The following is a 19691-nucleotide window of genomic DNA, read 5'->3' as shown; positions in this document are numbered from 1 at the left end:
GACATGTCCCCAGCGAGCCCCCGAGCCGGCGATCTCCCGGCGCGCACGCCCCCCGGCGGCAGGCGACGGGCCACGGAGCCGGGAGTCGTGCCCAACAGGCCGTCGGATGTGGTCGATTCCGTGCGTTTGCAGTGCGTGTCATGGCAGCGGTCGATCAAATGTGGGCCCAGGTCGGTCAACGCGGAGGTTCCCGTTCCAGCAAGGTCACATGGCGTACCCGAACTGACTATTCTCCCCTGCGTGTTGCGCTGCGCTCACGACGAGTCACCGTGCGTTGTGTCGCGGACGGATGGAGCCTGGCCGTAGGGAGGCGAGAGCACCGATGCGATCTCGTACCGGCCCCTCGGGGGCACCCATGACAGCACACGTGCCCGGCCGCACGACGCCCCGACCGTTCCCGCCGGCGCGCCGCACCACCCCCAGTCCACTCATTCCAGACTGTTTAGGGACCCTCGATGGTTCGTACAGCTTCAACCCCTGGAGGCCTGCCACGTGCAATGGCTCCGGCATGGCTCATCCCTCCCAGTGTTCTGGCCGGAGCCTGCGGCATAGCGCTGATCTTCGTCCCCGCGCAGATACGTACACCGGTCGTCTGGTGCGGTCTCGTCGCCGTCGTCCTGGCGGCGCTCACCTCGGCTGAGACGGCGCGCCGCGCACGCGCGGCGGAGGATGCCTGGCACGCACGGGCGACCGCCGATCTCCAGCAGTACTACGCGCAACGCGAAGCCGCTCTGTTCGGCCGCCTCTCCGATCAGCGGGCCACCACGAAATGGCTCGCGGAACAGCTCCTCCCCGCGGCCGTCGCCCGGCTGCAGAAGGGGGACCCCGCTTCGGAGATCCTGCAGGCCGTCACGTTCGGGGAACACATCGACAGCGAGTTCGCCGACGCCCTCCGGGCGGCTCTGCGGGCGCTCCTGGAGGCGGTGGAGGCCGAGGAGCACACCCGGGACTCCTCGCAGCAGGCGATGGTGGCCATCGCGCGACGGGTCCAGGCCATCGTGCACCAGCTGGCCAAGGACCTCCACGACATGCAGATCCTGCACGGCACGGATCTCGTGGTCTCCCACGGCCTCCAGGCCATCGACCACCGCAACGCCCTGATCGGGCGCCTCGCCGCCAGTGTCGCGGTCCTGGGTGATGCCCGGCCCGGTCGCCAGTGGTCGAAGGCGATCCCGCTCTACGACGTCCTGCGGGGGGCCATGTCCCGCATCGTGGACTATCCCCGCGTGAGGTTGCAGTCGGTGACGGAGGTGGCGGTGATCGGCCAGGGAGCCGAGCCGCTGATCCACCTGCTCGCCGAGCTGCTCGACAACGCCACGACCTTCTCGCCGCCCCACACGCCCGTCGAGGTGAGCGCGAGCGAGGTGCCGTCCGGTATCGCCATCGAGATCGAGGACCGTGGTGTCGGACTCACCGAAGAGGTCCGCCACCGCATCGACCGCGTGATGGCACAGGCGGCGACCGGCCTGGATCTGGCCGACCTCGGCGAGGCGACCCAGCTCGGCCTGCCGGTCGTCGCCCGGCTGGCCCGCGAGCACGGCCTCGACGTCGACCTGCGCCCCTCCGCCTACGGAGGAGTACGGGCGGTCGTGCTCGTACCGCGCCGTTTGATCACCACGGTCGAACAACCTCCGCAGAGACTCCACCAGTTCGCGCCGAAGCGGACGGGCGGACCGATCACGCCGCATCGTGCGGGCGCGCCGATCGTGCCGAGGCCGATGATGACGCGCGAGACCGCAGGGGATTCCGGCGAGGTCAAGCAGACCGTCAACGGGCTGCCGCAGCGGCGACGGGAGTCGCCCGTCCCGAAGCCCGTGGTCCGTACAACCCCCCAGCCCCCCGCCGCTCCGCCCTCCTCCGGAAGGGCCGGCGCGGCCAGGCAGCCCGGCCTGATGTGGGAGGCGTTCAGCGGCGAGAAGAGATCCGGCACCGACCCGTCCGTCCCGACCAGCGAGCCATCAGATGAGGATGAGTAACCGTGACGCCACTGCCCAACATGGACTGGATGCTCAAGGAGCTCGCGGCCAGCGTCCCGTACGTGCGACACGTGGTCGTGCTGTCGTCGGACGGTCTGTGCATCGGCCAAGCGAACACGGAGACCGACACGGCTGACGCGATCGCCGCCGCCTGTTCGGGCATGCAGAGCCTGGCGAAGGCAATCGCGCAGAAGTTCCCGCACGGAGACGGCTCGACGCGCATGGTCGGGATCGAGGTCGACGGTGGTTACTTCTCCCTCATGGCGGCGGGCCCCGGGGCCTACCTCGCGGTGCTGGCCGACGAGGAGGTGGACGCGGGCTTGCTGGGCGACCGCATGCGTACGCTCGTGCTCCGGATCGGCCAGCACATGACCAGCCCGCCACGGGATGACGTCGGGCAGGCGATGTGACATCAGAGCACCAGAACTCATGGGACGAAGGCAGTCCCGTTCCGCTTTATGTCATCTCCGGTGGCTCGGGTTCCTCGGCCAAGGCGTTCAACCTGGTCACCCTCATCACATCGAGGTCCGCACCCGAACCCGCCATGCAGCCCGAGCAGGCGGCGATCCTCGCCATGTGCGAGTACCCGCTGTCGGTGGCCGAGATATCCGCGTATCTGAGCCTTCCGTTCAGTGTGCTCACGGCGTTGCTCTCCCGGCTCGTCGAGGACGGGCGCGTCGAGGCCATCGCCCCTGTTCCTGTCGCTGCGGTCCCCGAACTCGGCCTTCTGGAGGCGGTGATCCATGGACTACGTAATCTCTGACGCACCCGCCGCCGGCCCCAGCGGCACGGATGTGCTTCTGCCGCACGGCGCCAGGGGCGTCAAGGTCGTCATTGTCGGCGGCTTCGGGGTCGGCAAGACGACCATGGTCCGGGCGGTGAGCGAGATCTCGCCTCTGACCACCGAAGAGACCATGACCCAGGCCGGCGTCGGGATCGACAACAACCCGGGCGCGGAGGGCAAGAACACCACCACCGTCGCCATGGACTTCGGCCGGATCAGCATCAACGAGGAGCTGATCCTCTACCTCTTCGGAACGCCGGGCCAGGAGCGCTTCTGGTTCCTGTGGAACGGGATCTTCGAGGGCGCGCTCGGCGCAGTGGTCCTCGTCGACACCCGGAGGATCGAAGTCTGTTTCGAGATCATCACCCGTCTGGAAGACCGCCGCGTTCCCTTCATCGTGGCTGTCAACACCTTCCCCGAGGCGCCACACCATCCGGTGGCCGAACTGCGCACCGCGCTGGCCCTCAACGAATCCGTGCCCATCATCACCTGTGACGCCCGCGAGCGGTCGTCCAGCCGCGACGCCCTGCTCTCGCTGATGGGCTACCTGTGCACCCTCGCCGCCGCCCAGGAGTCCGTATGACTGTCCCGCCCACCGACCACACCACTACGGAACCGGGGCTCGTCCCGCCCCCGGGCTGCCCGGCCCACACCGCCACGGGAGCCGAGGGCGTGACCCGGCTCCACGGTCCCGAAGCCGTGAACGACCCCATGGGTCTGTACGAGAAGCTGCGTGCCACCCACGGTCCGGTGGCGCCCGTCCTGCTCGAAGGGGACGTACGCGCCTGGCTCGTCCTGGGCTACCTCGAGAACCGCGATGTGGCCACCCGCTCCACCCAGTTCTCCCGTGACCCCCGCACCTGGCACGGCTGGAAGAGCGGCGAGATCGACCCCGAGACCTCGCCGCTCGTACCGATGATCGGCTGGCGGCCCGACTGCGTGTGCGCGGACGGTGAGGAGCACCAGCGTCTGCGGGGCGCGGTCACGGCCGGCCTCAACCAGTTCGACCTGCGAGGAGTCCGCCGCCACATCACCCGCTTCGCGCACCAGCTGATCGACGAGTTCTGCCAGAACGGCAGGACGGAGCTGGTCGGCGAGTTCGCCGAGCCGCTGCCCATGCTCGTGCTCACGCACCTGCTCGGCATGCGGGACGAGGACGCTCCCAAGCTCGTCCACGCCGCCCGGGACCTCTTCAAGGCCACCGAGACGTCGCTCGCCAGCAACGCGTACGTGCTGGAGACCCTCGAGCAGCTCGTCGCCGCCAAGCGGGCCCAGCCCGGGCAGGACATCGCGTCCGTGCTGATGGGGCACCCGGCCGGGCTCAGTGACGAGGAGGTACAGCACCACCTGCGTCTCATCCTGCTCGCGGGCTACGAGACGACCGCCAATCTCATGGCCAACGTGCTGCGGATGACGGTCACCGACCCCCGGTTCCGCGGGTCGTTGGCCGGCGGTCAGATGACCTTGCCGGAAGCCGTGGAGCAAGTGCTGTGGGACGAGCCGCCGTTGATGGTGTGCCCGGGTCGCTGGGCCACGGGTGACACCTCGCTCGGTGGGCAGGAGATCAAGGCGGGCGACATGCTGCTGCTCGGCCTGGCCGCCGGCAACGTCGATCAGGCCGTCCGCCAGGATCCCTCGACCCGGGTGCACCACAACCGCGCCCACCTGTCCTTCAGCGCGGGTGCCCATGAGTGCCCCGGTCAGGACATCGGCCGTGTCATCGCCGACACCGGCATCGACATCCTGCTCACGAGGCTTCCCGACATCAGCCTGGCCGTCCGCGAGTCCGAGCTCAGCTGGCGTTCCTCCACGTGGTCCCGGCATCTGACGTCGCTGCCCGTCAAGTTCGCCCCCCGTGTTCCGGAGATCCGCGATGCGCCGGCGCCTCTGCCGGTACCGCCGCCGCCGACCAGCGCCATGCCCGCGGCACCCCGGTGGCCGGAATCCGCACCGCGTGCCTCGTGGCGGACGCGGCTGCGGCGGTTGCTGCGGATGAGCCGGTCCGCGTAGGGCGTGCCGGAGCCGAGTGCACGACCGAGGGGCTGCCGGACGGCGTGAGCCGGCAGCCCCCTCCGGAAGCAGGGGCGGGCGCCGGCTTCATGCCGTACCGCCCCTCGGGACGCCGACTAGTACCACTCCCGAGCGGGCGCCGTGGAGGGTGTCCGTTGCTCCGGTATGGAGCCGCCGGGGGCGTAGCGGGGCGCACCGGTGTACCAGGCGTGGAGGCCGGACAGGAAGCTGCAGGCTCCACCGAGCCACGCCTCCAGCTCCGTCCGTTCGCCGTGGTTCAGCCCGGATCGCCGGACGAGCGGCGGCAGTTCGCTCTGGACGAGGTGCTCGAAGTGGCGCAGCCGGGCCGTCACCAGATCGGCGGCGGCATCCATCGCCTCCTGGACGTTGATGCCCAGGGAGGTTCCGAGGACGACGACGAGGTTGTTGACGTCGTGCTCGTCATGGACTTCCCGCTGGTAGGAGGCGATGTCGTTCGCCAGGCCCATGTAGTCCATGAACGCGTCGAGCAGGGCGCGGACGGTCCGGCTGTGCCGGATCTGCTCCGGGATCCGCGCGCCGGTGGAGAGTTCGACGGAGTACGGGGCGGTGTACGCGGCGAAGCTCTCGCGGCGGAACTGGGCGTACTCGATGAGGTCCGGGACGCGGCCGGTGAGGCTGTTGGCCAGTTCCTGGACTCCCGCGTCGATGTAGCGCGCCAGGGCCCCGTTGAGCGCCGGCCGCCAGTGCGCGAGGCTCGGCGGGAACAGGTGGTGCTGGAGGTCGGCCAAACCCCTTTCGACGGCATTGGCCGGTTCCGGCAACCAGGCGCCCGGCTCCTGCGGCAGGAAGGCGTGGAGACGGACGGTGAAGACCTGCGCGCCGGCGAGGTCGCCCGTCTGCTTGAAGGCGGCGGCGAAGTAGTCGTCCCAGGCCAGGGCCCAGAGGTTGAACCGGTGATTGAGCCGGAGGGCGGCGGGCGAGGCATCGGGCAGCGTCCAGGCGGTCAGCTGGTCGACGGCCATGGCGTGGAACTGGGACCGGGTCCAGATCGGCCGCCGGGCCGCCGGCACGTTGCCGCCCGCCAGCATCCCCGTCTCGCGCGCCCACGTCTCGGCCTCCTCGCGCAGGGCCGGCAGATACGGGTTCACCCGCACCGGGAACGGCATCCGCAGGAGGGGAAGTTCGATGTCCTGCACTGTCATGGGATCCCTATCCTCCCTTTCGGCGCACATCGGTGTGCGGACCACGAGCGCGAACAGGACGCCATGCGAAGGCAGCTCCAGATGCCGGGAGTTGACGACATGTCAGTGGGTGCGTGAGGGAACCCACCGCAACAGGCGAGGACGTGAACGCGCTGCACATTCGAGAGTCGTGTCGGCCGGCCGGGGGCCGGAGTCCGACGAGCCGCTACCGCCGTGACGGCGGGCGACGAGCGGTTTCCGGTCAATTGGCGCTCCCAACCTTCCCAGTGAGGTCCGCCGACAACCCCGTACAGCCGTCCTCGGCCACGATCAGAGCAGGTTTGTACAGAAAGAAACGATCCCTCTGTTCGGATTTGGCTCAAATTCGATCCCAAAGCAGGCCATGATCGACCAAATCCCGCCAGCCGCACCCGGCTGTGGACTGGGCCGGTTCCAGCGGGACGACCGGGAGGTCGGCGGCCGTGAGCAGCCTCTGCCCACGGCCGCCTGCGGCGGGACCGCCGTCGACCCTCTCGTAGCCCCACGAGGCGGCCAGGAGCGGGTTGCAGCCACTCAGCAGCCGGCCCTCGTGGACGTACGCGCACCACATCGGCACCGTCCGCCCCGGTCGAGTCAGTCGGAGTCGCGCGCGATGTCCAGGGCGAGTGCCTGGAGGATCGCGTCGGTGGGTGTCTCGGGGGCCGTCCGGTCGTATGCGTCGGCGACGGTCTCGAAGGCCAGGACGAAGCCGTTGATGAGGGCGCTCAGTGGTTCGGAGAGCTGGTTCAGGACGGCCAGACTCACCTCCGCCGCCTCCTCGGTGGCCGGGACGAGGAATTGCGTCGGGATCACCTCGCCGAGCAGGTCGGAGACGTACTCCGTCCCGACACCGCCACGCAGAGCCGTGAGTGCCGCGATGGCCTTGAGCTGGATCTCGTTCTCGGTCATGTGCCGAGCGTAGGAGGAAGGGGCGCCGACCCGGGGCAGGCGTTGCCCGGAACGGTGGCCCCCACGCCCTGTGACAGGGTGGACGGATGACAGCGATCCGCGCCTGCTCGTCCGCCCCGCACGCCGGCGGGCCCGAACCATGGTCGGACGCCGGCCCGGCCCACAGTGATCTCCGGGCCGCGAAGGAGCTCGTCTACGACCCGTGCGGTTTCCGCTGCTCGCAGCCGGTTCCCGAACCCGAGAGTGCCGAGTACGCCGCTCACGCCTTCACCCTCGACGGGCTCTCCGTCCGGTTCCGCGCAGCCCGGACGACCCCCACCAAGGTCGGCCAGTTCGTCACCGTGTGGAAGAGGTCCCCGGGTGGGCCCATCCAGCCCTTCGACGTCACGGACGCCGTCGATCTCTTCGTCATCAGCTGCCGCGACCGGCACCACTTCGGCCAGTTCGTCCTTCCCATGGACGTGCTCCGCCGACGCGGCGTCGTATCGGTCGAGGGTTCCGGCGGGAAGCGGGCCTTTCGCGTGTACCCGCCCTGGGTGACCACCGCCAACCGCCAGGCGGCCGGCACTCAGGCCTGGCAGCTGGACCACTTCCTCTCCCTGGACCGGAGCGGGCCCGTCGACCCCGCTCGCGCCCGAGAGCTCTACCGCCCGTAGCGCGACGGCGCCGACCCACGCCCCATCGGGCGTCTCGGCCCTCCGTCCGTACGGGCGTCAGGTCGTCGGAGAGGCTCCGTCAGCGACGGGAGTCCCCCAGGTCGCGGTCGGCTTCGGGGGTGGTCCACGAGTCGTCGCGGGGCGCTGTGGCGTTCGTCTGTGTGGGGTCGCCGGCCGGGCGGCGCCGGCGAGCGACACGGCGGCTGCCCCACCAGAACGCGGCGATGAGGAGTGCGACGACCACCACGCCGATGACGACGGCGAAGACTATGGCGTTGGATCCTGCCGATGCCGCGAGAGCAGGTGTCGCTGTGATGGCGGTGGATGCGGTCATGATCGCCTCTCTCGAACGGGTCTGGGTGCTGCCCACCGCGTCTGTCCCGTCCCGGCGCCCGCAAACGCCGCCGGGACGGATGGCGCCCCCGTGCGCCGGACGCCGCTTGTTTGGTCTTGCCGGAAGGGGAGAGTCGCCGAGTCACGAGAACGCCGGTGACACCGCGCGCCGAGGCCGGGCGCGCGAAGGGCGCGGAAGGGCCCGGAACGGAGGCAGCGCCATGCGCGACGAGAAGCCCGAGACCCCGCCGGGACCGCTCCTCACCCTGTACCTGAACGACCACCTCGCAGGCTCGGCCGCCGGTGTACGCCTGATCCGGCGCATCGTCGACGGGCAGCGCCACACGGGGGCGGGGCAGGCCCTGGATGCCGTGGCGCGCCAGATCGAGGAGGACCAGCGGAGCCTGCGCGGAATCATGCGCGACCTCGACGTTCCCGTTAAGCCCCTGCGCGAGATCGTGGGCAGGATCGGGGAGAAGGTGGGACGGCTCAAGCTGAACGGCAGACTTCTCTCCCGCTCGCCACTCAGCGACGTGGTGGAGCTCGAAGCCATGCTCCTCGGCGTCGAAGGCAAGGCGGCGTGCTGGCGGGCACTACGCGCACTGGCCGAAACCCGCTCCGGTTTCGACACCACTGACCTCGACAGGCTCCTCGCCCGTGCGGAGGAACAGTCCCGCACCCTGGACGACATCCGGCGACGCCGCTCCGCCGAGGTCTTCGGCGCGGAGCTGGCGCCATCGGCCACGGAGGAACATCACCCGGTTTCCGGCTCACGGTCCCGTTGAGCCGATGACGGGCCGGGCGGGTCCGTCGGCGCGAGGGCACCCCACCCGCGCGGCCGCGCCATGACGCCATATGGCGCAATCTGGCGCCATGTCAACTTGCTATGGCGCCAAATTGGTGCCATCATCTTGCTCATGGACCTGACCCGCTAGGTCCAGCAGCTCCATCGCACGGTCGAGGTCGTTTCCAGCGACCGCCGTTGCGATGCTCACGCCCTGGCGCCATAAATGGCACCCGCGGCGCCACCTGCTGGGCGACGGGTCCGCCGATTCCGTAGCCACATCCGACAGAGCCCAGAGGACGAGACAGCCATGCCTTCTTACGACACGCCCCAGCCCATCACCGCGTCCCTCACGTTCGAGGTCGGCACCGTGCGGATCGCCGCCGGCAAGCGCACGAGCACGGTCGTCGAGGTCCGGCCGAGCAACGGCGGCGAGGAGGTGGACGTCAGAGCGGCCCAGGAGACCGAGGTCACGTACGCCGACGGTGTCCTGACCGTGAAGGGGCCCAGGAACCGCTCCCTCTTCGGCAGACACGGATCGATCGACGTGACCGTCGAGCTGCCCGCCGGGTCGGACCTCCGGAGCACCTCCCCCATGGGGAACTACACCTGCGAGGGTCCGCTCGGGGCCTGCCGGGTCACGACCTCGCTCGGCGACATCCGGCTCACCGAGGCGGGCGACACGGACCTGCGTACGGGGCACGGGGGCATCGCCGTCGAACGGGCCGTCGGCAAGGCCGAGATCCACGGGGCGGGTCGCATCGAGATCGGGGAGATCGCGGGCACGGCCGCGGTCAGGAACAGCAACGGCGACACCTCGATCGGCGAGGTCACCGGTGATCTGAGCGCCGACTCCTCGAACGGCGGCATCACGGTGGGCGTCGCCCACGCCTCCGTGGAGGCCAAGGCCGCCAACGGCAGCGTCCGTGTCGACGAGGTGGCCCGGGGTGTGGTCCGGCTCCGGACCTCCGCGGGCAACGTGGAGATCGGCATCCGCCGGTCCACCGCGGCCTGGCTGGACGTCAACTCCCGGGTCGGCACCGTCCGCAACGCGCTCGACGCCGCCGAGGGCCCCTCCACCACCGACGAGACCGTCGAGATCCACGCACGCACCGGCGTCGGCGACATCGTGATCCGTCGCGCCTGACCCTTCCGTCGCCACGACTCACCACGTCGACCCGTCATAGGTCACCCCACGTAGCTCTTCACGGAGGACACCTTGCAGCACGAACCGTCGGCCCACACCGAGCCCGTCACCATCCCCACGCAGCGCGCCGCCGGCTGCCCGTTCGACCCGCCCGCCGGACTGGCGGAGCTGCGCGAGGCGAGCCCGCTGACCCGGATGACGTACCCCGACGGGCACGTCGGCTGGCTCGCCACCGGTCACTCCACGGTCCGCGCCATACTGGGCGACCCGCGCTTCAGTTCGCGGTACGAGCTGATGCACTACCCCTTCCCCGGAGGCCCCGAGGGTCCGCTGCCGCCCGCCCCGGTCGGCGACATGACCGGGATGGACGCGCCCCGGCACACCCGCTTCCGGCGGCTCCTGACCGGCAAGTTCACCGTCCGCCGGATGCGACTGCTCTCCGACCGGGTCGCGGAGATCACCGCCGAGCACCTGGACGCGATGGAGCGAAGCGGCCCCGGCGCCGACCTGGTCGAGGCATTCGCGCGCCCCCTGCCCGCGTTGATGATCTGCGAACTGCTCGGTGTCCCGTACGCCGACCGCGAGCGCTTCCAGAACCACGCCCACACGCTCATGTCCATGGACGTGACGCCCGAGGAGCAGTACGCCGCGTTCACCGGACTCCAGGAGTACATGGCCGAGTTGGTCGCCGCCAAGCGCGCCGAGCCCTCGGACGACCTGCTCGGCGACCTGGCCCAGGACTCCGACCTCACCGACGAGGAACTCGTCGGCGTCGGCGGCTTCCTGCTCGCCGCCGGGCTCGACACCACCGCCAACATGATCGCCCACGGGACGTTCGCGCTGCTCACCGACCCGGCCCAGGCCGACTCCCTGCGTGCGGATCCGGACCTCGCCCCACAGGCCGTGGAAGAGCTGATGCGCTACCTGACCATCGCCCACACCGGCGTCAAGTCCGCGCTGGAGGACGTCGAGGTGGAGGGCAGGCTCATCAGGGCGGGCGAGAGCGTCACCCTCTCGCTGGAGGCCGCCAACCGGGACCCGGAGCGGTTCCCCGACCCCGACCGCCTCGACGTGCACCGCAAGGCCACGGGGCATCTGGGCTTCGGACACGGCATCCACCAGTGCCTCGGCCAGCAACTGGCCCGCGTCGAGATGACGGTGGCCCTGCCCGCGCTGCTCAGGCGCTTCCCCACGCTGCGGCTCGACGTGCCGGCGGAGGAGGTGCCGCTGCGGACGAACATGAACATCTACGGTGTGCACCGTCTGCCGGTCACGTGGGACGAGAGCTGATCCGATGGACGTCCACGTCGACCGCGACCGCTGCCTCGGCGCCGGAATGTGCGCCCTGACCGCCCCTCAGATCTTCGACCAGGACGAGGACGAGGGACTGGTCACGCTGTTGAACGCCCGGCCGCCGCGGGAACACCACGCGGCCGTCCGCGTCGCCGCCGGTGTCTGTCCCGCCTCGGTCATCACCGTCACGGAGCAGGGCTCCTCCCCCGCCCCGTAGCCACGGCGGCGCCCCCGCGAAGAACCGATCCGTCGCCGACGGCGTCCCCGACGCGCCGTCGGCGGCGGCGCGTCCCTGCGGTCAGGGTGTCGTGGTCGACACCACGTACACCGTGGGGGCCGCCGGGTCGCTGAGGTCGACGGTGATGTCCTCGTCGGGGCGTGGCTTGTCCCGGCTGACGGTCGTGCCCGACCAGGTTCCGTCCGCCGGGAAGTCCCAGCCGGCGATGTCGGCGTCGCGTTCGCTGACGGTGACCTCGCCGGGGTCCAGCTCGGCGCGGCTGGAGCCGATCTCGTTCAGGAAGGCGTCGAGCCGTCCCGCGCTCGTCGTGAAGCGGACGTACAGCCGGCTCGTCTTCCAGTTGCTGGTCTCGTAGTAGGCGACGTCCGTGCTGCCCGGCGGGATCGGGACCTCGAAGATGCGGCGCTTCATCAGCGAGGGCCAGCTCTCGCGGAGCCCGGTGGCGGAGGACTCGCGCTCCTTGTCACGGCCGCTGTCGCGGCTCTGCCCGGCGGAGATCACGAGGTATCCGGCGGGGATGCCGACGAGCAGCACGATGATGATCGCCGTCAGCCAGCGGCGGCGGATCATGTGGCGCCGGTCCTCCGGCATCTTCGCGCTCTGTTCGGGAGAGGTGGTCGGGGAGGGGACGGTCATGAAGGCGGGTCCTGGGTGGTGCGGGAGGAGGTGCGTGCCGCGGGGCCGTTGCGCAGTACCTGCGCGTAGCGCTCGTACCGTTCGTAGCGCTCGACGCGGCGCCGGTTGGCGCGGCGGAAGCGCCGGGCGACGAGCCGGGCGAGGTCGGCGGCGCCGACCATGCCGGCCTCGGGGCCGAGCTGGGCCTTGGCGATCCGGGCCTCGGGGCGGTAGCCGCGGCCGGTGAGATGGCGCCGGAAGGCGTCCCTGGCCGGGCCGATCAGCAGGTCGTCGGCGGCGCTGACGCCCCCGCCGATGACGAAGCAGGAGGGGTCCAGGGCGGCGGCGAGGTTGGCGATGCCGACGCCGAGCCACTGGCCGATGTCCTGGAGGAGTTCGACGCACATGGCGTCGCCCTCGCGGGCCAGCTCGGTGATGAGCGGGCCGGTGATCTCCGGGACGTTGCCCTTGACCCGCTCGATGATGTTGTACGCGACCGGTGAGTCGGCGGCGGCCAGCTCACGGGCCTCGCGGACCAGGGCGTTGCCGGAGCTGTACTGCTCCCAGCAGCCGCGGTTTCCGCAGGGGCAGCGGTGTCCGCCGGGGACGACCTGCATATGGCCGAACTCGCCGGCCACCCCGTACTTGCCGCGCTTGACCTGCCCGTCCTCCAGGATCGCGCCGCCGATTCCGGTGCCGAGCGTGATCATGACGAGGTGGTCCTCGCCGCGTCCCGCGCCGAAGCGCCACTCGGCCCAGGCGGCCGTGTTGGCGTCGTTGTCGACCATGACGGGGACGGCGAGCCGGGACTGCAGCGCGTCGCGCAGCGGCTCGTTGCGCCAGGCGAGGTGCGGGGCGAAGAGGACGGTGGCGCGGTCGGCGTCGACCCAGCCGGCCGCGCCGATGCCGACGGCGTGCACGTCGTGCCGGTCGGAGAGGTCCAGGACCAGTTCGACGATGGTGTCCTCGACGACCTTGGGGCTCTTGGACTTGTCCGGCGTCTCGGTGCGGAGCTTCTCGAGGATCGTGCCGTCCGCGTCGACGACCCCGGCCATGACCTTCGTACCGCCGATGTCGATGCCGACGGTGGGCACCCGGGGCGCGGTCAGGTGGGAGCGCCGTTCCCGGGTGCCGACGGTCCGCAGCACCGTGGCCCGTGCGGAGCCCCGGTTGGCGAAGTCGCGGTAGGTACTCATCGGCTCGATTCTGCCAGGTGCGGTGTCGGGGGGCTGTTACGAAGCGGTGGGGCGCTCCAGCTCGTGGCGCAGGTCCTCCAGCTCGCTGCCGCCCGCCATCTGCCGGGTCAACTCGTCCAGGGTGACCGAATCCTTGGTGTGGCTGCCCGCCATGACACCGCGCTTGAGCAGCACGAATCGGTCGCCGACGAGGTAGGCGTGGTGCGGGTTGTGGGTGATGAGGACCACTCCGAGGCCCTGGTCACGGGCCGCGGCCACATACTTCAGGACCACTCCGGACTGCTTGACGCCGAGGGCGGCGGTCGGCTCGTCCAGGACCAGGACCTTGGCGCCGAAGTACACCGCGCGGGCGATGGCGACGCACTGGCGCTCACCGCCGGACAGGGTGCCGATGGGCTGGTCGACGTCGCGCAGGTCGATGCCCATGCGGAGCAGCTCGGCGCGGGTGGTCTCGCGCATCAGCTCGACGTCGAGGCGCTTGAAGGGGCCGGCGCCCTTGGTGGGCTCGGAGCCGAGGAAGAAGTTCCGCCAGACCGGCATGAGGGGGACGACGGCGAGGTCCTGGTAGACGGTGGCGATGCCGAGGTCCAGGGCCTCGCGCGGGTTGGCGAGGGAGACCTCCTCGCCCTCGATGCGGAAGGTGCCGGCGTCGTGCCGGTGCAGCCCCGCGATGATCTTGATGAGGGTGGACTTGCCGGCTCCGTTGTCGCCGAGCACGCAGGTGATCTCGCCCGCGTGGACCTCCAGGGAGACCCCTTCGAGGGCGCGGATGTTGCCGTAGTACTTGCTGACGTCGTCGAGCTCGACGAGAGCGGTGCCGGGGGCGGGAGCTGGTGCGGTGGACTCGGGGGTGGTCATTTGGTTGCCTCCACACGCCGGCGGATCCAGGCGTTCAGCAGGGTCGCGAGCAGGAGCATCGCTCCCAGGAAGAACTTGAACCAGTCCGGGTTCCACTCCGCGTACACGATGCCCTTGCTGGTCATGCCGAAGATGAACGCGCCGACCGCCGAGCCGATGGCGGAGCCGTAACCGCCGGTGATCAGACAGCCGCCGATGACGGCCGCGATGATGTAGATCAGCTCGTTCCCGACGCCTTCTCCGGACTGGACGACGTCGAAGGAGAAGAGCAGGTGCTGGCCGGAGATCCAGGCGCAGAGGGCCACGCCCATGTAGAGGCCGATCTTGGTACGGGAGACCGGGACGCCGACCGCTCGGGCGGCGTCGGCGTTGCCGCCGACGGCGAAGATCCAGTTGCCGAAGCGGGTGCGCAGCAGGATCCAGGTGGCGACGGCGACCAGGCCGATCCACCACAGGATGGTGACCTTGAGGTCGACGCCGCCGATGGTCAGCTGGGAGGCGAAGAGCTTCCGGGCGGAGGGGAAGCCCTCCATGTCGGCGATCGACTTGGTGGAGACCGTGCCGCTGATCAGCTTGGTGAAGCCGAGGTTCAGGCCGGTCAGCATCAGGAACGTGCCGAGCGTGATGATGAAGCTCGGCAGTCTGGTGCGGGTCAGCATGAAGCCGTTGAAGACGCCGATGGCGAGGGTGACGAGCAGCGAGACGCCGACGCCGACCCAGACGTTCGCGGTCATCTGGTAGCTGAACATCGACGAGATCAGCGCCGAGGTGGTGACCATCACGCCGGCCGAGAGGTCGAACTCACCGCCGATCATCAGCAGCGCGACGGGCACCGCCATGATCCCGATGGTGGAGGCCGCGTAGAGGACGGTGCCCAGGCTGGACGCGCGCAGAAAGCTGTCGGCGACCAGCGAGAAGAAGACGAAGACGGCCGCGGCGCCGACGACGGAGCCGAGCTCGGGCCGGGCCAGGAACTTCCTCAGCGGGGAGGTGCGCAGCAGCCGCTCGTCGACGTGGTCGAGGCCGTCCCCCGTCGGGGCGGTCGCGCTCATCGGGTGCCCCGCTCCGTGTAGCCCTTCAGCGCCTCGGCGTCGTCCTTGGTGATGATCTGGGGGCCGGTGAGGACCGGCTTGCCGCCGCCGAGGACATCGGCGTTGTACTTGTACAGCCAGAGCAGGTCGACGGCCTCGTAGCCCTGGAGGTAGGGCTGCTGGTCCACGGCGAAGCCGAGGGTGCCCGCGGCGAGCGCGGAGGCGACCTTGGCGTTGAGGTCGAAGGTGTCGACCTCGGCCTCGGAGCCCGCCGTCTTCTTCGCCTGGACGGCGGCGTCCGCGAAGGGCGCGCCGAGGGTGACGACCGAGTCGATGGCCGGGTCGGACTGGAGCTTGGCCTCGATGGAGGCCTGGACGTCGGGCATGTTGGTGCCGTCGACGTACAGGTTCTGCAGATCGCCGCCGAAGGTCTTCTTCGCTCCGGCGCAGCGCTGTTCGTGGCCGACGTTGCCCTGCTCGTGCAGGACGCACAGGGCCTTCTTCTTCCCGCGCTTGTCGAGCTCCTCGCCGACTGCCTCGCCGGCGACGGTCTCGTCCTGGCCGATGTGCGTGAGCGCGCCGAAGGCCTTGGACTGCTCGGAGCCGGAGTTGACGGTGATCACCGGGATACCGGCCTTGACCGCCTTCTCGACGGCGGTCTTCATCGCGTCGGGCTTCGCGAGGGTGACGATGAGGCCGTCGACGCCCTTGGCGATGTACGAGTCGATGAGCTGGGCCTGCTGCTGCGCCTCGTCGCTGTGGGCGTAGAGGAAGTTGATGTTGTCCTTGACGGCGGCCTGCTCGGCGCCGTTCTGGACGATGTCCCAGAAGGTGTCGCCGTCGCCCGAGTGGGTCACCATGGCGAAGGTCCACCGGGGGGTGTTCACGGCCGCCTTCCCCTGGGCGGCGGCCGCCTTGCGGGCGTCCTCCGCGCGCTTCCCGCCGGTGCTGCTGCACCCCGCGAGTGCGGCGGTGAGCGCCACCGCGAGCACGGCGCCGACTGCGGCGCGTACCCCTCCTGTCCGAAGCCTGGTCACGAGGCCGTGCCCTCCTTTGTGTCCTTCTGCGTGCATTGCAGTATCGGTCATGGGGATCGCGCGGACGTCAGTGGGTCAGGGGCGGACCAGCAGCTGGAACTCGAAGGAGTACCGCGAGGCCCGGTAGAGGTGGGAGCCGAACTCGACGGCCCGCCCCGTGTCGTCGAAGGTGGTGCGTTCCATCGTGAGCAGCGGTGCTCCCTCCTCCTCGGCGAGCAGCTCCGCCTCGGCGGCCGTGGCGGCGCGGGCGCCGACGGTCTGCCGGGCACTGTGCAGAGTGATACCGGCCCCGCGCATCAGCCGGTAGAGGCCGGTCGTCGCCAGACTCTCCGCGTCCAGGTCGAGCAGCCCGGCCGGGAGGTGGTTGCGCAGGTACGCCATGGGCTCGTCGTGCGCCGTGCGCAGCCGCTCCACGTAGCGGACGTCGCTGCCCTCCGGTACGCCGAGGGCGGCGGCGACCCGGGCGGCGGCGGGTTCGACGCGGTCGACGAGGACGCGGGTGGCGGGGCGCTGGCCCGCGGCCTCCAGATCGTCGTAGAGGCTGCTGAGCGCCAGCGGGCGCCGGACCTGGCTGTGCACGACCTGCGTGCCGACGCCGCGCCGGCGGACCAGGAGGCCCTTGTCGACCAGGGACTGGATGGCCTGCCGGACCGTGGGGCGGGACAGGCCGAGCCGGGTGGCGAGGTCGATCTCGTTGCCGAGCAGGCTGCCGGGGGCCAGGGCGCCGTTCTCGATGGCCGCTTCCAGCTGCCGGGCGAGCTGGTAGTAGAGCGGTACCGGGCTGGTGCGGTCCACGGAGAGCGGTGGCGTGGCGGCGGACGACGACGGCTTGGACACGGACGGGAGCGTAGCCCGAGGAGATGATGACAGGAAGTGGTGAAGTCCGATTGTCCTGACAAATCCTTGACAGGGTGACCGTCCGGCACCACCTTGGGGCCATGCGTATCGGACTGATCGGAACGGGTCGTATCGGGGCCTTCCACGCGGGCGTGCTCGCCCGTCACCCGGAGGTCGAGTCGCTGATCGTGGCGGACGCGGACGCCGGCCGGGCGGCCCGGGTCGGCGGGGCGCTCGGCGCCACCGTGGCGCCCACCGTCGACGCGCTCCTGGACCACGCCCTCGACGCCCTCGTCATCACCTCCGCCACCGCCGCCCACGCCGAGCTGATCACCCGCGCGGCCGGGGCCGGGCTCCCGGCCTTCTGCGAGAAGCCCATCGCGCTGGACGTGCCGGGAACGCTCGGCGCGCTGCGGGCGGTCGAGTCCGCGGACACGGAGCTCCAGCTCGGGTTCATGCGCCGCTTCGACGCCGGGTACGCGGCCGCTCGTGAGGCGGTACGGACAGGGCGCCTCGGCCGGCTGCACACCGTACGGGCGGCGACCTCCGACCCGGCCCCGCCGCCCGCCGCGTATCTGCCGCTCTCCGGCGGTCTCTACCGGGACTGTCTGGTGCACGACTTCGACATACTGCGCTGGGTGACCGGGCGCGAGGTCGTCGAGGTGTACGCCACCGGCTCGGACGCGGGCCCGGCGATGTTCCGGGAGGCGGGCGACGTCGACACGGCGGCGGCGCTGCTCACCCTGGACGACGGCACGCTGGCGACGGCCACGGCGACCCGGTGCAACGGCGCCGGTTACGACGTACGGATGGAGCTGGCGGGCGAGCGGGACCAGATCGCCGTGGGCCTGGACGACCGGACCCCGCTCACCTCGCTGGAGGCCGGTGGGCCGCCCGCCCCGGTCAAGCCGTGGCCCGGGTTCCTCGATCGGTTCGCGTCGGCGTACGAGGCCGAACTGGACGCGTTCGTACGGCTGGTGCGCGGCGAGGCGGCCAACCCCTGCGACGGCCGGGAGGCACTGGAGGCGCTCCGGATCGCCGAGGCGTGCGAGCGCTCACGGCGGGAACACCGGCCGGTCGCGCTGGCCGAGATCCCGTCGTAGCGCTCCCCGGCGGGATCCCGTCGCGGAGCGGGCCCGCCGGGCTCTCAGCCGGTCGCCGAGAGCACCGTCCCCTGCGCCACCGCGCACAGGGTCTCGGCGCCCTCGTCGTCCACGGTCAGCAGATCGCACCGCACCACCGCCTGACGCCGCCCCGCGTGGACCACACTCGCGCGGGCGACGAGCGTGCGGCCGCGCGCGGGACGGACGTACTGGATGGAGAAGCCCGCGGTCAGGACGGCGGGGCCGAGCGCGGTGCCGGCCGCGAAGGTGAGCGCGTTGTCGGCGGCGTACGAGAGCACCCCGCCATGGGCGAAACCGTTCTGCTGCCGGAGCTCCTCACGGAGGTCCACCTCCAGGGTGGCGCCGCCGTCGCCGAAGGCGGTGATCCGGGCGCCGACGAGCCGGCTGAACGGCTGGGCGTCCATGACCTTCCGCGCCAGATCCAGGTCGAGGTGGTGGGAGGGCGTGGCCATCGGGGTCACCACCGGACCGGAAGCCGGCGTACACCGCGGACGAGCAGACCGGGCATCCACTCCCAGGGAGCGCCCTCGGGGTCGAGTTCCAGCCGCGGGAAGCGCTCCAGGAGTGTCCGGATCGCGATGGCGCCCTCCAGGCGGGCGAGGGGCGCGCCGAGACAGTGGTGGATGCCGTGTCCGAAGGCCAGATGCCCTCGTGGCTCGCGGCGGATGTCGAAGCGGTCCGGTTCGGGGAAGCGCTGCGGGTCACGGTCGGCGGCCGCGAGGGAGACGAAGACGGGCGACAGGGCGGGAATGACGGTGTCCCCCACGGTGATCGCCTCCTTGGCGATCCGGAAGGTGGAGGACTCCACCGGCCCGTCGTAGCGCAGCCCTTCCTCGACCGCCCCGTCGAGCAGCCCGAAGTCGGCTCGGAGGTCGGCGAGTTGGCCGGGATGGGCGAACAGGGCCCGGATCGTGTTGGTGATCAGACCGACGGTGGTCTCGTGCCCTGCGACGAGCAACAGATACGCCATGCCCCGCAGTTCACGCAGCGACAGCGCGTCGCCGTCCTCGGCGCGGGTGGTGATCAGGGCGGACAGCAGGTCGTCCGTGGGCCGTGAGGCGCGCTTGTCCTCGATGAGCGCGTCGAGGTAGGCGCCGAAGCCCTCGACGACCTCCCGCTCGGGCGTTCCCCCGGTCGGCGCGACCAGCTCGTTCGACCAGCGGCGGAAGGATTCGCGGTCGGCGGCCGGGACACCGAGGAGTTCACAGATGACGGTGACGGGCAGCGGGAACGCGAAGGAGTCCACGAGGTCGGCGCGGCCCGCCGGTGCCATCGCGTCGGCAAGCTCGTCGGCGATCTCCTGGACCCGGGGACGCAGGGCCTCGACCCGCCGGCCGGTGAACTCGCGGGTCACGAGCTTGCGCAGCCGGGTGTGGTCCGGTGCGTCGACGGCGAGCAGGTTGGGGCCGATGAGTTCCTCGTCGACCGGGGTGACGCCGATGAGGGAGGGCGACTTCACCAGGCGGGGGTCGGCGAGGGCCGCGCGCCCCTCCTCGTGGCCGACGACGAGCCAGAACTCCCAGCCGTCGGGCATACGGACGTGGTGGACGGGACCGCTCTCGCGGAGCTTCGCGTAGTAGGGATACGGATTCGCGGTGAAGTCCGCGCCCCACTCCCCCAGTTCGATGGTGGACATCGCCTCAGCCTAGGCGGGCCCGTTC

General features: G+C 70.8%; 22 protein-coding genes. 11 read left to right on the top strand and 11 right to left on the bottom strand.

Translation table 11 applies throughout. The annotated features are described in order from the left end of the window. Positions 1 to 497: 497 nt before the first annotated feature. From ACZ3OF_RS00595 to ACZ3OF_RS00575, 5 genes are read left to right on the top strand one after another with little or no spacing between them, the layout of a single operon-like run. Positions 498 to 1976, top strand: coding sequence for a sensor histidine kinase (locus ACZ3OF_RS00595; protein WP_467301856.1), 1479 nt, complete (start codon positions 498 to 500; stop codon positions 1974 to 1976). A 20-nt stretch (positions 1977 to 1996) separates the two neighbouring features. Next, complete coding sequence (locus ACZ3OF_RS00590; protein WP_260230769.1) at positions 1997 to 2386, top strand: roadblock/LC7 domain-containing protein; 390 nt, start codon at positions 1997 to 1999, stop codon at positions 2384 to 2386. Next, positions 2383 to 2739, top strand: a complete 357-nt coding sequence (locus tag ACZ3OF_RS00585) for a DUF742 domain-containing protein (protein ID WP_467301854.1) — start codon at positions 2383 to 2385, stop codon at positions 2737 to 2739. The genes ACZ3OF_RS00590 and ACZ3OF_RS00585 overlap by 4 nt, the downstream gene beginning before the upstream one ends. Continuing rightward, entirely contained in the window at positions 2720 to 3343 is a 624-nt protein-coding gene (locus ACZ3OF_RS00580; RefSeq protein WP_361667134.1) for a GTP-binding protein, read from the top strand. Before ACZ3OF_RS00585 ends, ACZ3OF_RS00580 begins: the two co-directional genes overlap by 20 nt. Beyond that, positions 3340 to 4770, top strand: a complete 1431-nt coding sequence (locus ACZ3OF_RS00575) for a cytochrome P450 (protein WP_361667136.1) — start codon at positions 3340 to 3342, stop codon at positions 4768 to 4770. Before ACZ3OF_RS00580 ends, ACZ3OF_RS00575 begins: the two co-directional genes overlap by 4 nt. A gap of 116 nt (positions 4771 to 4886) precedes the next feature. Here the strand turns inward: ACZ3OF_RS00575 and ACZ3OF_RS00570 are convergent, their stop codons facing one another. Together ACZ3OF_RS00570 and ACZ3OF_RS00565 are read right to left on the bottom strand one after the other, a co-directional pair. After that, positions 4887 to 5954 carry a terpene synthase family protein gene (locus tag ACZ3OF_RS00570; RefSeq protein ID WP_467301850.1) on the bottom strand — a complete coding sequence of 356 codons (1068 nt, stop codon included), beginning with the start codon at positions 5952 to 5954 and terminating at the stop codon, positions 4887 to 4889. Between the two features lie 612 nt (positions 5955 to 6566). Continuing rightward, positions 6567 to 6881, bottom strand: a complete 315-nt coding sequence (locus ACZ3OF_RS00565; protein ID WP_361667140.1) for a hypothetical protein — start codon at positions 6879 to 6881, stop codon at positions 6567 to 6569. A gap of 86 nt (positions 6882 to 6967) precedes the next feature. On the opposite strand from ACZ3OF_RS00565, the gene ACZ3OF_RS00560 reads away from it, so the two are divergent. Continuing rightward, complete coding sequence (locus ACZ3OF_RS00560; protein WP_467301847.1) at positions 6968 to 7537, top strand: MepB family protein; 570 nt, start codon at positions 6968 to 6970, stop codon at positions 7535 to 7537. 79 nt (positions 7538 to 7616) lie between these two features. Here the strand turns inward: ACZ3OF_RS00560 and ACZ3OF_RS00555 are convergent, their stop codons facing one another. Next, positions 7617 to 7871 carry a DUF6479 family protein gene (locus ACZ3OF_RS00555; protein WP_361667144.1) on the bottom strand — a complete coding sequence of 85 codons (255 nt, stop codon included), beginning with the start codon at positions 7869 to 7871 and terminating at the stop codon, positions 7617 to 7619. Between the two features lie 220 nt (positions 7872 to 8091). Here ACZ3OF_RS00555 and ACZ3OF_RS00550 point away from each other — a divergent pair, with 220 nt between their 5' ends. The 4 genes from ACZ3OF_RS00550 to ACZ3OF_RS00535 all read left to right on the top strand — a co-directional run bounded on the left by ACZ3OF_RS00550 (position 8092) and on the right by ACZ3OF_RS00535 (position 11311). Next, positions 8092 to 8655: a hypothetical protein gene (locus ACZ3OF_RS00550; RefSeq protein WP_467301845.1), complete on the top strand. Its 564-nt coding sequence runs from the start codon at positions 8092 to 8094 to the stop codon at positions 8653 to 8655. A gap of 309 nt (positions 8656 to 8964) precedes the next feature. Then, positions 8965 to 9801, top strand: coding sequence for a DUF4097 family beta strand repeat-containing protein (locus ACZ3OF_RS00545; protein WP_467301843.1), 837 nt, complete (start codon positions 8965 to 8967; stop codon positions 9799 to 9801). 72 nt (positions 9802 to 9873) lie between these two features. Beyond that, positions 9874 to 11091, top strand: a complete 1218-nt coding sequence (locus ACZ3OF_RS00540) for a cytochrome P450 (RefSeq protein WP_467301841.1) — start codon at positions 9874 to 9876, stop codon at positions 11089 to 11091. A gap of 4 nt (positions 11092 to 11095) precedes the next feature. Then, positions 11096 to 11311: a ferredoxin gene (locus ACZ3OF_RS00535; RefSeq protein ID WP_361667149.1), complete on the top strand. Its 216-nt coding sequence runs from the start codon at positions 11096 to 11098 to the stop codon at positions 11309 to 11311. An 81-nt stretch (positions 11312 to 11392) separates the two neighbouring features. On the opposite strand, the gene ACZ3OF_RS00530 is transcribed toward ACZ3OF_RS00535, so the two are convergent. From ACZ3OF_RS00530 to ACZ3OF_RS00505, 6 genes are all read right to left on the bottom strand, one after another. Next, entirely contained in the window at positions 11393 to 11968 is a 576-nt protein-coding gene (locus ACZ3OF_RS00530; protein WP_361667150.1) for a hypothetical protein, read from the bottom strand. Continuing rightward, positions 11965 to 13143, bottom strand: coding sequence for an ROK family glucokinase (locus ACZ3OF_RS00525; protein WP_361667152.1), 1179 nt, complete (start codon positions 13141 to 13143; stop codon positions 11965 to 11967). The genes ACZ3OF_RS00530 and ACZ3OF_RS00525 overlap by 4 nt, the downstream gene beginning before the upstream one ends. 36 nt (positions 13144 to 13179) lie before the next feature. Continuing rightward, positions 13180 to 14001, bottom strand: coding sequence for an ATP-binding cassette domain-containing protein (locus ACZ3OF_RS00520; protein ID WP_361667153.1), 822 nt, complete (start codon positions 13999 to 14001; stop codon positions 13180 to 13182). Then, positions 13998 to 15053, bottom strand: a complete 1056-nt coding sequence (locus ACZ3OF_RS00515) for an ABC transporter permease (protein ID WP_361667154.1) — start codon at positions 15051 to 15053, stop codon at positions 13998 to 14000. The genes ACZ3OF_RS00520 and ACZ3OF_RS00515 overlap by 4 nt, the downstream gene beginning before the upstream one ends. Next, positions 15050 to 16069, bottom strand: coding sequence for a sugar ABC transporter substrate-binding protein (locus ACZ3OF_RS00510; RefSeq protein ID WP_361667156.1), 1020 nt, complete (start codon positions 16067 to 16069; stop codon positions 15050 to 15052). The genes ACZ3OF_RS00515 and ACZ3OF_RS00510 overlap by 4 nt, the downstream gene beginning before the upstream one ends. Positions 16070 to 16144: 75 nt before the next feature. Further along, positions 16145 to 16864 carry a GntR family transcriptional regulator gene (locus tag ACZ3OF_RS00505; RefSeq protein ID WP_361667351.1) on the bottom strand — a complete coding sequence of 240 codons (720 nt, stop codon included), beginning with the start codon at positions 16862 to 16864 and terminating at the stop codon, positions 16145 to 16147. Between the two features lie 143 nt (positions 16865 to 17007). Here ACZ3OF_RS00505 and ACZ3OF_RS00500 point away from each other — a divergent pair, with 143 nt between their 5' ends. Further along, on the top strand, positions 17008 to 18009 hold the full coding sequence (locus ACZ3OF_RS00500) for a Gfo/Idh/MocA family protein (protein ID WP_467301836.1): 1002 nt from the start codon (positions 17008 to 17010) through the stop codon (positions 18007 to 18009). Positions 18010 to 18053: 44 nt separating this feature from the next. Here the strand turns inward: ACZ3OF_RS00500 and ACZ3OF_RS00495 are convergent, their stop codons facing one another. Both ACZ3OF_RS00495 and ACZ3OF_RS00490 read right to left on the bottom strand, forming a co-directional pair. Beyond that, a complete protein-coding gene (locus ACZ3OF_RS00495; RefSeq protein WP_361667158.1) occupies positions 18054 to 18482 on the bottom strand; it encodes a PaaI family thioesterase in 429 nt (142 codons plus the stop codon). Between the two features lie 5 nt (positions 18483 to 18487). Further along, complete coding sequence (locus tag ACZ3OF_RS00490) at positions 18488 to 19666, bottom strand: cytochrome P450 family protein (RefSeq protein WP_467301834.1); 1179 nt, start codon at positions 19664 to 19666, stop codon at positions 18488 to 18490. Positions 19667 to 19691 lie beyond the last annotated feature (25 nt).

It is taken from the genome of Streptomyces sp. NPDC022552 (assembly GCF_055561875.1).
Note: the sequence above shows the minus strand (reverse complement) of the source record. Positions and strands in the feature narration are given on the sequence as shown.

Excerpts from the sequence above, each read along its gene's own strand:
- ACZ3OF_RS00595 (WP_467301856.1), top strand. The coding sequence starts at position 498 with ATGGCTCCGGCATGGCTCATCCCTCCCAGTGTTCTGGCCGGAGCCTGC.
- ACZ3OF_RS00590 (WP_260230769.1), top strand. The coding sequence starts at position 1,997 with ATGGACTGGATGCTCAAGGAGCTCGCGGCCAGCGTCCCGTACGTGCGA.
- ACZ3OF_RS00580 (WP_361667134.1), top strand. The coding sequence starts at position 2,720 with ATGGACTACGTAATCTCTGACGCACCCGCCGCCGGCCCCAGCGGCACG.
- ACZ3OF_RS00575 (WP_361667136.1), top strand. The coding sequence starts at position 3,340 with ATGACTGTCCCGCCCACCGACCACACCACTACGGAACCGGGGCTCGTC.
- ACZ3OF_RS00570 (WP_467301850.1), bottom strand. The coding sequence starts at position 5,954 with ATGACAGTGCAGGACATCGAACTTCCCCTCCTGCGGATGCCGTTCCCG.
- ACZ3OF_RS00565 (WP_361667140.1), bottom strand. The coding sequence starts at position 6,881 with ATGACCGAGAACGAGATCCAGCTCAAGGCCATCGCGGCACTCACGGCT.
- ACZ3OF_RS00560 (WP_467301847.1), top strand. The coding sequence starts at position 6,968 with ATGACAGCGATCCGCGCCTGCTCGTCCGCCCCGCACGCCGGCGGGCCC.
- ACZ3OF_RS00555 (WP_361667144.1), bottom strand. The coding sequence starts at position 7,871 with ATGACCGCATCCACCGCCATCACAGCGACACCTGCTCTCGCGGCATCG.
- ACZ3OF_RS00550 (WP_467301845.1), top strand. The coding sequence starts at position 8,092 with ATGCGCGACGAGAAGCCCGAGACCCCGCCGGGACCGCTCCTCACCCTG.
- ACZ3OF_RS00545 (WP_467301843.1), top strand. The coding sequence starts at position 8,965 with ATGCCTTCTTACGACACGCCCCAGCCCATCACCGCGTCCCTCACGTTC.
- ACZ3OF_RS00535 (WP_361667149.1), top strand. The coding sequence starts at position 11,096 with ATGGACGTCCACGTCGACCGCGACCGCTGCCTCGGCGCCGGAATGTGC.
- ACZ3OF_RS00530 (WP_361667150.1), bottom strand. The coding sequence starts at position 11,968 with ATGACCGTCCCCTCCCCGACCACCTCTCCCGAACAGAGCGCGAAGATG.
- ACZ3OF_RS00525 (WP_361667152.1), bottom strand. The coding sequence starts at position 13,143 with ATGAGTACCTACCGCGACTTCGCCAACCGGGGCTCCGCACGGGCCACG.
- ACZ3OF_RS00520 (WP_361667153.1), bottom strand. The coding sequence starts at position 14,001 with ATGACCACCCCCGAGTCCACCGCACCAGCTCCCGCCCCCGGCACCGCT.
- ACZ3OF_RS00515 (WP_361667154.1), bottom strand. The coding sequence starts at position 15,053 with ATGAGCGCGACCGCCCCGACGGGGGACGGCCTCGACCACGTCGACGAG.
- ACZ3OF_RS00500 (WP_467301836.1), top strand. The coding sequence starts at position 17,008 with ATGCGTATCGGACTGATCGGAACGGGTCGTATCGGGGCCTTCCACGCG.
- ACZ3OF_RS00495 (WP_361667158.1), bottom strand. The coding sequence starts at position 18,482 with ATGGCCACGCCCTCCCACCACCTCGACCTGGATCTGGCGCGGAAGGTC.
- ACZ3OF_RS00490 (WP_467301834.1), bottom strand. The coding sequence starts at position 19,666 with ATGTCCACCATCGAACTGGGGGAGTGGGGCGCGGACTTCACCGCGAAT.